Here is a 12,494-nt window from a genome sequence, read left to right as displayed (position 1 = left end):
GGCGAATCCTGCAGAGGGTGCGCCCCTCCGTCGCGTCAGCGCCCGGTGACCGCCAGCAGCTCGTGCGCCGCGGCGCTGTCCGGGTAGCGGGAGAGCACGCGCTCCAGATCGCGCCGAGCAGGAGCCGTGCGCCCGTCCGAGAGGAGCGTGCTCGCGCGCTCGAGCAGCGCCTCCGCCCGCAGCTCCACGGGACGCGCGCTGGTGACGGTCGGGCGCACCACGCGGTCGAACGCCTCGAGGGCGCCCTCGATCAGGCCGAGCTCGCGAAGAGCGACGCCGCGGCGGATGAGCACCGCGGCGGAGGCGGCGTCCACGTTCTCGACGGGCGCCGAGAACTCGGCCACGTCGCTCCAGCGGCGGCGGGCGGAGTAGAGGGAGGCGAGCGTCGACGCCGCGAGGGTCGACGGCTCCAGGGTCTCGACCGCCACGACAGCCGCGGTCGGATCCATCGGTGCTGCCAGCTCGGCGTAGAGCAGGCGCAGCGCCGGGGCGTCGAGCGGCACCTCCACGTCGAGGCCGCCGCTCAGCGGCAGGCGGACGGTCAGCGCGATCCCGTAGCGGCGGAGGAAGGAGTCGGCCGACGGGTCGTAGCGGATGCGCACCAGCCAGCCGGTGAGCCGCAGAGCGCGATCGTCGTCCGCGGAGTGCAGGGCGTCGCGGACGAGCTCGACGACGGCCGCGAGGCGCGAGCCCTCGGGGGAGCCGGTGGTCGCCTCGTGCAGGTCCTCCGCCGGCGCCCCGGCGCGCACGAGCCGGAGCAGGGGCGCCTCCCACGCCGGAGCGAGGGCGGAGGGGCGCACGAGACCCGGCCCGCCGGGCATGCTGAGCCAACCGGACAGCCGGGAGCGGTGGTCCTCGGGGGAGAGCGGGTCGCCGGCCGCCCGGAGCCGGGGGCGCGCGAGGGCACGGAGCTCACCGCTCCGCCGGAAGCCGACTGCCACGGCCGATCCCCCTCCGCGTGCGGCGGCGGCTGAGGACCGTCGATCCGCCGAGTCTACGGCGTCGCCCCCCGCCGTCACCCCCGAACGGGGAGCGACGCGCTGGCGGCGATCCCCCGCCTCCCGTCGTCGCCCCCCGGCGCTGTCAGGCGCCGATCGAGCCCGCCGTGCGCAGCGGCATCACGTCGGGCTTCTCGGCGGTGCTCGCGATCGTCACGACCGCCTTCTCCTCGTTCGAGCGGAGCACGGCGTCCATGATCTCGAGCACGTGCAGGGCCACGCGGCCGGAGGCGCGGTGCGGGCGGTCCTCCGCGATCGCCTCCGCGAGGTCGGCCAGTCCCACTCCGCGACCGGTGTCGATCACGCCGGCGGAGTCGGGGACGACCCGCCAGTCCTCGTCGCGGACGGCGACCTCGACCGGGTCCGAGAACATGTTCGGATCCGGGACCGAGATGGTGCCCTCGGTGCCGTAGACCTCGAACTTCGGGGCCCGGCTGCGCCAGACCTCGAAGCTCACGGTGACGGTGGTGGCGACTCCGCTCGCGTGCTCGAGCAGCGCGGTGATGTGCGTGTCGATCGTCACCTCGATCGGCGTGCCCGCCTTCGGCCCGGTCTCGACCGTGCGCGGGCGGTCGGAGCGGGTGGCCAGGCCCGTGACGCGGACGACCGGCCCGAAGAAGTGCACGAGCGCCGTCAGGTAGTACGGGCCCATGTCCAGCAGCGGGCCGCCGCCGGGCTGGTAGTAGAACTCGGGCGCCGGGTGCCAGCGCTCGTGGCCGGGAGCGGCCCAGTGCACCTGCGCGGCGATCGGGGTGCCGATCGCTCCGGAGTCGAGGGCGAGGCGCGCGGTCTGCACGCCGGTCCCGAGCACCGTGTCCGGGGCGCTCGCGAAGCGCAGGCCCAGCTCGTCCGCGAGGTCGAGCATCGGCGCGGCCTCGGCCGGGTTCAGCCCGAGCGGCTTCTCGGCGAAGACGTGCTTGCCCGCCTTCAAGGCGCGGGTGCCGATCTCGACGTGCGCCGCCGGGATCGTGAGGTTCAGCACCGCGTCGATCTCCGGGTCGTCGATCAGCGCGTCGACGGTGAGGGCGCGGACGCCCTGCTCGTCGGCGACCTGCTGCGCCCGCTCCTGGTTCAGGTCGGCGACCGCGACGAGGCGGAGGCCGGGGAAGGTCGGGAGGTTCGCGAGGTACTGCTCGCTGATCTTCCCGACGCCGATGATGCCGACTCTCAGCGGGACGCCCACAGCATTCCCCTCTCGATGATCGTGCGGACGTTGTCGTCCTGGAGGATCTCGACGCGGTGGCCCGGCGTCGAGACGAAGATGCGGCCCTCGCCCCAGAGGCGGGTCCAGATCGCGGGGGAGGTGATGGGGCGCTTCCACGGGTCCCACGGGCGGACGGCCTGCGTGGTCGTGGCGAGCACGTCGTTGTAGTCGTCGTGCAGCACCCAGTACTGCTCCGTGACCAGCTCGAAGTCGGTGATGCCCTGCGTGATCGGGTGGTCGGCGGCGAGGGCCGTCATCTCGATCGTGTGCGGCATGTAGTTGTCCGACTGCTCGCCGGTGCGCTCGTCCGGGTGCTTGCCGGGGTGCGAGGCGAACTGGCCGCCGATCAGCTGCAGGTAGTCGGAGTTGTCGCGGTAGGAGTCGGCGATCCCGCCGTGCCAGCCGGCGAGGCCCGTGCCGCGCTCGACCGCCGCGCGGAGGCCCAGGAACTCCTCCCACTGGATGGAGGTCATCGTGTTCGACTGCACGATCAGGTCGACCGTCCGCATGTAGGCCTCGTCGGCGTACACGGCGGTCGACTCCTCGACGCGCACGTCGTAGCCGTTGTCGCGGAGGAACGGCAGGAACAGCTCGGTCGCCTCGACCGGTTGGTGGCCGTCCCAGCCCCCTCGGACGACGAGGGCCGTCTTGCCGGGAGTGGTCGGGGAGTGGTCGGTCATCGTCGTCCTCACGTGCGGGCGGATCGCTCCGCGGTTCGTCATCGAACAGGACTTGCGCAACTTCTGTGCGGGAGCCCCGGCGTCCGACCATCATGCACCGCGGTTCCCGGCGGGAGCAAGCCGTCCGCGCGCCGGTCCAGTTGCGAAAGTCGGTATCCGCTACGGTGAGCACATGCCCGACCACGACGACGTCTCCGGAGCGACCACCCGCCCGACCATGGCGCTCATCGCCGAGCGCGCCGGGACGAGCGTCCCCACCGTCTCGAAGGTGCTCAACGGCGGCACCGACGTCTCGGAGGCGACCCGTCTGCGCGTGATGGAGGCGGCGCACGCGCTCGGCTACCGCCGCCGTCCGCGCCTGCGCCCGCCGGTCGAGGATCCGCACTCCGCCCAGATCGTCGACGTCGTCGTCGGCCACATCGGCGGCACCTGGATCGGCCCGGTCCTCGAGGGCATCGAGGCCGAGGCCTCCGCCGCCGGGGTCGACCTGGTGCTCACCCGCGCCCGCGACGACGGCGCCTGGATCAGCCGCCTCCTCCGCCGCCCCTCGCTCGGCGCCATCGTGGTGCTGGTCAACGTCTCGGCCGCGCAGCTGCACCTGCTGACCACCGCCGAGCTGCCCGTCGTCGTCGTCGACCCCAGCACGCGGCCGCCGGCCGACGTCGCGAGCGTCGGCGCGACCAACTGGGACGGGGGCCGCATGGCCGCCGAGCACCTCCTCGACGCCGGCCACACCCGCTTCGGCGTCCTCGGCGGCACCCGCACCCAGCTCTACAGCAGCGCCCGGATCGACGGCTTCACCACCGCGCTCCGCGCCGCCGGGGTCGAGGATCCGCGCGTCGCCTACTGCGACTGGGACCGCGAGCTGGCCCGCGAGGCCGCCGGGCTGATGCTCGCCGAGCCGGACGCGCCGACCGCCTTCTTCGCCTGCTCCGATGTGATGGCGCTCGGCGTCTACGAGGCCGCCGACGACGCCGGCCTCCGCATCCCGCGAGACCTCAGCGTCATCGGCTTCGACGACGTCGAGGAGTCGGCCTGGGCGACCCCGCCGATGACCACGATCCAGCAGCCCATCGGCGAGATGGGCGCCATCGCCTTCCGGATGCTGCACCAGGCGCACCGGTCGGCGACCCCGCTCGCCTCGGGAGCCTCGGCCACCCGCATGGAGCTGGAGACGCGGCTGATCCGCCGCGCCTCCGTCGCACCCGTGCGCGTCTAGCGCCGCCCGCTCCGCTCCCGCCTCCGGCCCCCTCGGGATCGATGCGTCACGATCGGCCCCTCTCCCGCGCCCGTGACGACCGTTCGTGACGCATCGACCCCGGCGGGCGCCGCGGTCGGTGGCGACCCGGGTCGCACCGCCTATGCTGCCCGGATGCGCAGCGCGACCGGGGGGATGGTGGTCGCGTCGTTCGTCTCGCGGATCCTCGGGTTCGTCCGGCTGGCGCTCCTGGTCGTGGCGGTCGGCGGCACGAGCGCGTCGGTCGGCGGGCAGGTGTTCGAGGTCGCGAACTCCGCGCCCACCTACCTGTACGGGCTCATCGCGGGCGGGGTGCTCGGCGCGGTGCTCGTGCCGCAGATGGTCCGGGCGCGGGCCGACGGACCGGAGGGCGTGCGGACCCTCGAGCGGCTGCTCACCGTGTGCCTCGGCGGAGCGGCGCTCCTCACGGCCGCCTGCACGCTCGCGGCGCCGCTGATCGTCGGGCTCTACGCCGGGGGCTGGTCGGCCGACTGGGCTCTGCTCGCCACCCAGATGGCCTACTGGTGCCTGCCGCAGATCTTCTTCTACATCGTCTTCGCCGTCTTCTCGCAGCTGCTCAACTCCGCCGAGAAGTACGGGCCGGGCGCGTGGGCGCCCGCCTGCGCGAACGTGATCTCGGTGCTCGGGATCGCGGTGTTCCTCCTGATCCACCCCGAGGCGGCGTCGACACCCGCCGACGAGTGGACGCCGGAGATGGTGGCGCTCCTGTGCGGCACTGCCACTGCGGCGATCGTGGTGCAGGGGGTGATCGCGGTCGCGTTCTCGCGGTCCGTCGGCGTCCGCCTGCGGCCGCGCTTCGGCGTCGCCGGTCTCGGCGGAGTGTCGCGGGACGCGGTCTGGGTGTTCCTCGGCGCCCTCGTCGCAGAGGTGTCGTACATCGTCGTCTCGAACGCGGCGACGGCGGCCGGCCAGGCCATGAACCGCGCCGGCGTCGACGGGCCGAGCCTCAACTCCTTCTCGAGCGCGCAGCTGCTGCTCCTGCTGCCGCACGGCATCCTGGTCGTCTCCGTCGCCACGGCGATGTTCACGCCGCTCAGCCGGGACCTGCACCGCGGCGATCGGGCGGCCGCGGCGGTGAACCTCCGACGGACCGAGGACGCGGTGCTCGCCGTCACTCTGCTCGCGACGCTCCTGTTCGTCGCGGCGGCGCCACTGCTCACGCAGCTCGTCTTCGGCACACCGGTGATCGGCGGAGTCCTGCAGCTGCTCGCCCTGAGCCTGGTCGGCTTCAGCCAGACCTACGTCCTCAACCGGGCGATGTTCGCGCTGGGTCGGGCCCGCGACTCGCTGGCGACCCAGGTCGTCTCGGCCGTCGGCGTCGCGGTGGGGGCGCTCGTCGGCGGGCTCCTCCTGCCTGCCGAACTCGTCGTGCCGGCGATCGCGGGCGGCACCGCCCTCGGGACCACGGCCGCGTGGGCCCTCGCCCACTGGCTGGTCCGGCGCCGGATCGGCGTCGTGCCGCAGCCGACCCGGGACCGCCGCGCCGCTCTCGTCGCGGCGCTGGTCGCAGCCTGCGCGTCGGTGCCGCTCGGCCTGCTGCTCGCCGTGCCCGCCGACCGCCTCGCGGCCGGCGCCGTGCTGCTGCCGGTCGGACTCGCGATCACCGCCCTGTTCGTGGTCGTGCACCGGGTCGTCGGCGGGCGCTGGCTCTGGTCGCTGGTGCTCGCGCCGCTCTGAGGGGCTGCGCGTGTGGTCCCGCAGCCCCGACCCTCAGTGCCCCGCGCCGAGGTTCCCGGCGAGGCGGCCGTGCATCCGGGTGGAGGCGTCGTTCATGCCCTCGATCACGGCGCGGGTGCCGTGGCGCTCGTACTTGGTCGTGACGGCGTCCAGCGCGGCGACGGTCGAGGCGTCCCAGATGTGGGAGCCGGAGAGGTCGATCACGACGTGCGCGGGGTCCTCTGCGTAGGAGAACTGCGTGGTCAGGTCGTTGCTGGAGGCGAAGAACAGCTCGCCGGTCACCGTGTAGTGGGCCGTCGATCCGTCGGCCGAGAGGGTGCGCTCGACGGTGGCGAAGTGGGCGACCCGGCGGGCGAAGACGACCATGGCGGCGAGGACGCCGACGACGACTCCGATCGCCAGGTTGTGGGTGAGGACGACCACGACGACCGTGGCGATCATGACGACCGTCTCGCCCACGGGCATCCGCTTCAAGGTCGACGGGCGGATGCTGTGCCAGTCGAACGTCGCCACCGAGACCATCACCATCACCGCGACCAGCGCGGCCATCGGGATGATCGCGACGAGGTCGCCGAGCGCGACGACGAGGATCAGGAGGAACACGCCGGCGAGGAAGGTCGAGATGCGGGTGCGGGCGCCGGACGCCTTCACGTTGATCATCGTCTGGCCGATCATCGCGCAGCCGCCCATGCCGCCGAACAGGCCGGAGAGCACGTTCGCGGCGCCCTGCCCGAGCGACTCGCGGGTCTTGCGGGAGGGGGTGTCGGTGATGTCGTCGACGAGCTTCGCGGTCATCAGCGACTCCAGGAGTCCGACGAGCGCCATCGCGACGGCGTACGGCGCGATGGTCGTGAAGGTCTCCCAGGTCAGCGGTACGTTCGGCACGAACAGCTCGGGGAGGCTGCGGGGCAGCTCGCCCTGATCGCCCACGGTGGGGACGGCGACCGCCGTGACGACGACCGCCGCGGTGATGAGGACGATGGCGACGAGAGGCGCCGGAACGGCCTTCGTCAGGCGCGGCATCACTACCATGATCACGATGCCGACGGCGACCAGCGGGTAGACCAGCCAGGGCACGCCGATCAGGTTGGGGATCTGCGCCGAGAAGATCAGGATCGCCAGCGCGTTCACGAATCCGACCATCACGCTGCGGGGGATGAAGCGCATGAGCTTCGCCACTCCGAGCAGCCCGAGCACGATCTGGAACACGCCCGCGAGGATCACCGTCGCGATGAAGTAGTCCATCCCGTAGTCGCGGGCGACGGGGGCGATCACCAGGGCGACGGCGCCCGTGGCGGCGGTGATCATCGCGGGGCGTCCGCCGAGGAACGCGATCGACACGGCCATCACGAACGACGAGAAGAGGCCGACCCGCGGATCCACGCCCGCGATGATCGAGAACGAGATCGCCTCGGGGATGAGCGCGAGCGCGACCACGAGGCCGGCGAGGACCTCGCGGGTCAGGATGCGGGGGGTGCGCAGCGCCGTCATCACTGTGGGCTCGGCGTGCGGGCGGGCAGGGGTCTTCGAGGCGAGGGCCATCGCGGCGGCTCCAGGGAGTGGGAGGGGTGCTCGACGAGGAGCGCGGAGGGCTGCGGCATCGGGTCGGCGGAAGCGGGCGGGGATGCCAAGCTTGCAGAGGCGTGTCAGCAGCACGTGCAACCCTACCCTCACGTAAGGGTAGATCTGAAGGGGTGAGCAGGATCGGCACCATGCACATCGGCGAGCTCGCCGAGCGGACCGGCCTCTCGCTCCGGACCCTGCGCCACTACGACGAGATCGGCCTCGTGAAGGCGTCCGGCCGCACCGAGGGCGGCTTCCGCCTCTACACGTCCACCGACTACGACCGCCTGATCCTCATCCGCCGCATGAAGCCGCTCGGCTTCTCGCTGGAGGAGATGGCCGCGCTGCTCCGCGTGATCGACACCCTCGAGGCCGAGGGCGACGACGCGCCGGCCGAGGTCCGCGCGCGGCTCGACGCCTTCGTCGCGCAGGCCCGCGAGCGCCGCGAGGCGCTGAGCGCCCAGCTCGCGATGGCGGACGAGTTCGTCGAGCTGCTCACCAGCCGCTGAGCCCGGCCGCCTGGGCGATCGATGCGTCGCGAACGGCTCCCACGCGGCTCCGATGACGACCCTTCGCGACGCATCGGATCCTCGGGAGCGCGGGAGAGCCGCTCAGGTCGCGCTCGCGTCGGGGAGCTGCTCCGGGCAGTCGCCGCCCGGCTCGGTGGCGAGCTCGAAGTGCCAGATCTCGTTCGCGTAGATCTGGCAGAGCCCGTAGTCGGTGCCGTGCTGCGCGAGCCGGCTGTCCGCGTCCGTGTAGCCGATGTCGACCGCGCCGCCGGTGAGGTGAGCGGAGGAGGTGACGGATGCGACGCGGCGGCCGCGGCCTGACGGCGGCCGTCAGCCGCGCGGACCGCGGGCCAGCAGGGCGTGCAGCAGCGGCAGCGCCGACGCGATCATCAGCACGGTCCCGAAGCCGCTGTCGTCCGGGCGCACGACGGCGCCGGCGATCAGCAGTCCCGCGAACAGCACGGCCGAGATCACGCGGCGGACGGTGCCCTCGAGCCGGTTCAGCCGGCGCTCGATCGTGGGGACGGTGACCGCGAGCTCGCCGTCGTCGAGGGTCGTGACGAGCTCGTCGAGCCGGCGCGGCAGGCGCCAGATCAGGCCGAGCGTGTCGACGGCCTGCTTGCCGACGTCCTGCACGACGGAGCCGCGCTCCTCGCGGATCAGCTGCTGCGCGTAGGGCTCGACCGAGTCCCACAGGTTGAAGGCCGGGTCGAGCGCGCTGCAGACGCCCGAGGTCAGCGACATCGCGCGGATGACGAGCAGGAAGTTCTCGGGGAGCTGGAACGGCAGCGCGCGCACGACGTCGCCGAACTGCACGGCGAAGTCGCGGAACTCGCGCGGATCCACCTCCCGCAGCTCGGCGAAGCCCATGCCGCCGAAGCGGGCGAAGAGCTGCGTGAGCGCCCGCTCCAGCTCGCGGGAGTCGGCCGAGGGGAGGAGGACGCCGACCGCGCGGGCCGCGTCGACGAGCCCCTTGCCGTCGCGGGAGGCGGCGGCGATCAGCATCCGGCGCAGGCCCGCGCGGGTGCTCGGCGGCACCTCGCCCATCATCCCGAAGTCGATGAAGGTGAGGCGCCAGGGCAGCTCGCCCCCGGGGGTCGGCGTGACGAAGACGTTGCCGGGGTGCGGATCCGCGTGGAAGTAGCCGTTGGTGAAGAGCTGGTCGAACATCACGGCCGCGAAGACCGGAGCGACCTCCCGCGGGTCGATCCCGGCGGCCAGCAGCGCGGCGTGGTCGGTGATCTTGATCGCGGTGACGTCCTCGAGCGTGAGCACCTTGCGGGTCGAGCGCTCCCAGACCACGTCCGGGACGGCCACCCGGGCGTCGCCCGCGAAGTCGGCGGCGAAGCGGACGGAGTTGGCCGCCTCCTGCAGGTAGTCGATCTCCTCGAGGCTGGTGACCGCGAACTCCTCGACGAGCGCCGGGGCGTCGACGCGGTCCGAGACCAGGCGCACGTGGCTGAGCCAGCCGCCGACGCGGCGCAGAGCCGCGAGGTCGACCTCGACGATCTGGTCGATCCCCGGCCGCTGCACCTTCATGATGGCGGCGGAGTAGCCGGTGTCCTCGGCGTCGACGGGGGAGAGCCGGGCGCGGTGGGCTTGCCCGAGAGAGGCGGCGGCGACGGGCGACTCGTCGACTCCGGCGTACGCGCGCTCGAGCGGCAGCCCGAGCTCGGACTCGGCCAGCGCCCGGATCCGCGGGAACGGGACGGGCGGGACCTCGTCCTGCAGCCCCTCCAGCTCCCGGGTGATCTCGGGCGGCAGCACGTCCAGGCGCGACGACATGAACTGGCCGACCTTGATCATCAGGCCGCCGAGGTCGACCGCGAGCACGTGGAAGCTGCGGGCGAAGCGGCGCATCCGGCCGGGCCGGGTGCGGAGCGCGACGCGCGTGAGCCCCACCCGCGGCAGGAGCAGGTCGAAGAACCAGGTGACCGCGAGATGCCACGCGGCGAAGCGGAGGATCCGGCGGTAGCGCCGCCGGTCCTCCCGCTCTCGGTGGCCCGGGGCGGCAGGACCCGGGCTGACCGAGGCCACCCGGGTCAGTCCTGCGCGAGGATCGCGTACAGGCGGCGGCGCACGTCCTCGAGTTCGGCGACGGCCTTGCGGATCTGCTCAGGGGTGCCCGAGCGTCCGACCTGGGCCGCGGCCTGGGCGAGCTCGAGGCCCGCCTTGGGCAGGGCGCCGAAGTCGACGTGGTCGGAGTCGTTCCACGGGGTCGAGGTGCCGTGCTCGGCGACCGTCGCGCGGCCGGCGTCGGTCAGCGTGTAGGTCTTGCGGCCGTTCTGCTCGTCGGCCGTGATGAGGCCCTCGTCCGCGAGGAGCTGGAGGGTCGGGTAGACGGAGCCGGGGCTCGGCTTCCAGTCGCCTCCGCTGCGCTCCTCGATCTCGCGGATGATCTGGTAGCCGTGCATGGGCTGCTCGGCGAGGAGCGCGAGCACCGCGGTGCGCACGTCCCCGCGGCCGACCCGGGAGCCGACGCGCTTCTCCATGCGGGAGCGGGCCTGCTCCATCGCGCGCCAGATGCTCTCGATGGGCGTGCCGGTGCCGAACGCGCCGGTCGATGACGATCCGTTCATGATGACCTCCTGTTTCTCCGAACGATACTCAGCGATATGGGTGGCGACTGTGAACGACTGCCGCGTCGGCTCAGAGCTTCGCGAGCTTCGCCCGGGCGACGAGGAACAGCCCGTACATGACCAGTCCCGCGCTGACGAGGGTCAGGGCGATCGTGCCGTACGGAGGGACGTCGAGGAAGCGGATGGCTCCGTCGAGCCCGGTCGCCTGGCGGGCGTCACCGGTCAGCGCCGCGACCACGAAGATCCCGCCGGCCAGGCCCAGAGCGAGCCCCTTCGTGATGTAACCGGTCGCGCCGAGGATCAGCACGGCCGTCCCCGTCGGGCCCTCGGGGATGCGGACGAGCTTGCGGAAGCCGCGCCGGATCCCGATCGCGACGAAGCCGATCCCGCTGCCCAGCACGATCCCGCCGACGATCACGAGGATCACGACGCCGACGGTGCTCGTCAGCAGCTCGGTGTTGATGCGGCGGATCGTGGCCGAGGAGCTCGTCGAGCCGCCGAGCGCGAAGACGAGCGTGGTGCCCGCGAGCGTGAGCGAGGCGAAGCCCTTGCCCGACTCGACGATCCGGCGGCCCAGGCGGGCGGGGAGCCCCGGCGCGGAGGAGCGCCCGCCGAGGGAGAGCTGCCAGAGCCCGAGCGCGACCAGCCCGACCAGCGCAGCCCAGACCACCACGAGCCCGACGGGGGAGTCGGCCATGCGCCCGATCGCTCCGGACGCGTCCGCCTCCCGCGAGGTCTCGTCGCTGACCGCGACGCGCAGGGCCAGGCCGCCGATCAGGAGGTGGATCAGTCCGTTGACGGCGAAGCCCGTGCGGGCGAGGCGCCGGAAGCGCCGGGTCCGGACTCCGGCGCGCGGCGACGGCACGCTCGCAGTGGACATCGCGCAACCCTCTCATCCCCGGCGCCTCCTGACCCGCCGACGCGCGCGTGGCAACCCTCTCCCCGGCCCGGGTGCCCACGTCGTGTGATGGAGGTGCGGTGCAGTTCGCGCCGCAGCAGGACGAGAGAAGGAACCACATGCGTGCACGCCGACGTCGCGCGGGCGGTCGCCGAGGGCTGAGGCGGGGCGGACCTCCCGGACCGGTCCCGGGCAGGGGAGGGCGGCGACGATGACCGGAGCGACGCTCCTGGTCCGCCGCCCGTCGAGCCCGGCCTCGCGGGTGCTGGTGCTCCACGCGACTGCGGTCGAGCTGGAGCTGCTGGTGGCCGCGCTGCTCGGGCTCGCCGAGGAGACGCCGTGCCTGGACGTGCGGGTGGCGGCGAGGTCGCGGGCGGCGCTCCTGCTGGCGACCGTCGATCCGGAGGCGGTGCTGCCGCTGGCAGAGGCGCGGCGAGTCCGCGTCGGGCTCCGCCGCGAGCGCGAGGAGCTGGAGCGCGGCGGGGTCGGGTGCCGGCACGTCGTCGAGGCGCGGGTCGGCGGTCGGTGAGGGGATGCCGGGATGTCGGCTGATCGGCGTCTCCGCGGTGCTGAACGGGGGGTGCCCTGATCCGTGTGCGAGCGGGCGGCTGACCTCAGACTGGGGAGGCCGCTCTCCGCAGCGACTCCGCGCCTCCCTCCCGATCCGACAGGACCCGGCATGCCGCTCAGCTCCGACCGCCCCGCCGTCGCCGATCCGCGGCGCCGCTCCTTGGTGCAGGCCGCGTGGGCCGCTCCGGTCGTGATCGCCGTCGTCGGCGCTCCCGCCGCGATGGCGTCGACCTCGGCGGCTCCCACCCTCTACGTCTTCTTCACGGGCGTGGGCGATTCGGGCGACGTCTTCCTGGAGCTCCTCGCCGGCGACGGGACGCCGCTCCAGCAGCAGTTCGAGTTCCAGGGCGTTCCCCGCGGCACGGACGCCTGGGTCACGGCTTTCCGACCGAGCACCGACGCGTCGGGGATCTTCCGGGCCCGGATCCCCGCCACGCTCACCGCGGCCTACTCCGCCCTCCGTATCGTCGTGCGGGTTCCCGGATTCGCCGAGCCGCTGATCAGCCAGGTGCAGAGGCTGCCCTTCGAGGCCTGAGCGCGGGCATGTGTACGGCTCGA

At 73.2% G+C, this 12,494-nt stretch carries 12 protein-coding genes; 5 read left to right on the top strand and 7 right to left on the bottom strand.

Going from position 1 to position 12,494, the window contains the following annotated elements:
- Positions 1-35: 35 nt before the first annotated feature.
- The 3 genes from C5C57_RS13510 to C5C57_RS13500 all read right to left on the bottom strand — a co-directional run bounded on the left by C5C57_RS13510 (position 36) and on the right by C5C57_RS13500 (position 2,882).
- On the bottom strand, positions 36-941 hold the full coding sequence (locus C5C57_RS13510; protein ID WP_104227147.1) for a tol-pal system YbgF family protein: 906 nt from the start codon (positions 939-941) through the stop codon (positions 36-38).
- A gap of 142 nt (positions 942-1,083) precedes the next feature.
- Entirely contained in the window at positions 1,084-2,181 is a 1,098-nt protein-coding gene (locus C5C57_RS13505) for a Gfo/Idh/MocA family protein (protein WP_104297725.1), read from the bottom strand.
- Complete coding sequence (locus C5C57_RS13500) at positions 2,166-2,882, bottom strand: ThuA domain-containing protein (protein WP_104227162.1); 717 nt, start codon at positions 2,880-2,882, stop codon at positions 2,166-2,168. Before C5C57_RS13500 ends, C5C57_RS13505 begins: the two co-directional genes overlap by 16 nt.
- A gap of 172 nt (positions 2,883-3,054) precedes the next feature.
- Between C5C57_RS13500 and C5C57_RS13495 the strand changes: the two genes are divergently transcribed.
- Positions 3,055-4,101, top strand: a complete 1,047-nt coding sequence (locus C5C57_RS13495) for a LacI family DNA-binding transcriptional regulator (protein WP_104224297.1) — start codon at positions 3,055-3,057, stop codon at positions 4,099-4,101.
- A 153-nt stretch (positions 4,102-4,254) separates the two neighbouring features.
- Positions 4,255-5,817 carry a murein biosynthesis integral membrane protein MurJ gene (gene murJ, locus C5C57_RS13490; protein WP_104297724.1) on the top strand — a complete coding sequence of 521 codons (1,563 nt, stop codon included), beginning with the start codon at positions 4,255-4,257 and terminating at the stop codon, positions 5,815-5,817.
- 33 nt (positions 5,818-5,850) lie between these two features.
- Here the strand turns inward: murJ and C5C57_RS13485 are convergent, their stop codons facing one another.
- Positions 5,851-7,359 carry a SulP family inorganic anion transporter gene (locus C5C57_RS13485; protein WP_104247742.1) on the bottom strand — a complete coding sequence of 503 codons (1,509 nt, stop codon included), beginning with the start codon at positions 7,357-7,359 and terminating at the stop codon, positions 5,851-5,853.
- 170 nt (positions 7,360-7,529) lie between these two features.
- On the opposite strand from C5C57_RS13485, the gene C5C57_RS13480 reads away from it, so the two are divergent.
- A complete protein-coding gene (locus C5C57_RS13480; protein WP_104247741.1) occupies positions 7,530-7,889 on the top strand; it encodes a MerR family DNA-binding transcriptional regulator in 360 nt (119 codons plus the stop codon).
- Between the two features lie 330 nt (positions 7,890-8,219).
- On the opposite strand, the gene C5C57_RS13470 is transcribed toward C5C57_RS13480, so the two are convergent.
- The 3 genes from C5C57_RS13470 to C5C57_RS13460 all read right to left on the bottom strand — a co-directional run bounded on the left by C5C57_RS13470 (position 8,220) and on the right by C5C57_RS13460 (position 11,348).
- On the bottom strand, positions 8,220-9,926 hold the full coding sequence (locus C5C57_RS13470; RefSeq protein ID WP_104267906.1) for an AarF/ABC1/UbiB kinase family protein: 1,707 nt from the start codon (positions 9,924-9,926) through the stop codon (positions 8,220-8,222).
- Between the two features lie 5 nt (positions 9,927-9,931).
- Positions 9,932-10,468 carry a PadR family transcriptional regulator gene (locus C5C57_RS13465; RefSeq protein ID WP_104224292.1) on the bottom strand — a complete coding sequence of 179 codons (537 nt, stop codon included), beginning with the start codon at positions 10,466-10,468 and terminating at the stop codon, positions 9,932-9,934.
- A 70-nt stretch (positions 10,469-10,538) separates the two neighbouring features.
- The gene (locus tag C5C57_RS13460; protein ID WP_104227140.1) at positions 10,539-11,348 is read right to left on the bottom strand and encodes a DUF1206 domain-containing protein; all 810 of its coding nucleotides are present in this window, start codon (positions 11,346-11,348) and stop codon (positions 10,539-10,541) included.
- Between the two features lie 229 nt (positions 11,349-11,577).
- On the opposite strand from C5C57_RS13460, the gene C5C57_RS13455 reads away from it, so the two are divergent.
- Positions 11,578-11,895, top strand: a complete 318-nt coding sequence (locus tag C5C57_RS13455) for a hypothetical protein (protein WP_104297723.1) — start codon at positions 11,578-11,580, stop codon at positions 11,893-11,895.
- 150 nt (positions 11,896-12,045) lie between these two features.
- Entirely contained in the window at positions 12,046-12,471 is a 426-nt protein-coding gene (locus tag C5C57_RS13450) for a hypothetical protein (protein ID WP_104227139.1), read from the top strand.
- Positions 12,472-12,494: the final 23 nt, after the last annotated feature.

This window comes from Rathayibacter sp. AY1C5 (genome assembly GCF_002931705.1).
Taxonomy (GTDB): Bacteria; Actinomycetota; Actinomycetes; order Actinomycetales; family Microbacteriaceae; genus Rathayibacter.
The sequence above is the reverse complement of the archived record's forward strand: the minus strand, read 5'-3'. Positions and strand labels throughout refer to the sequence as shown.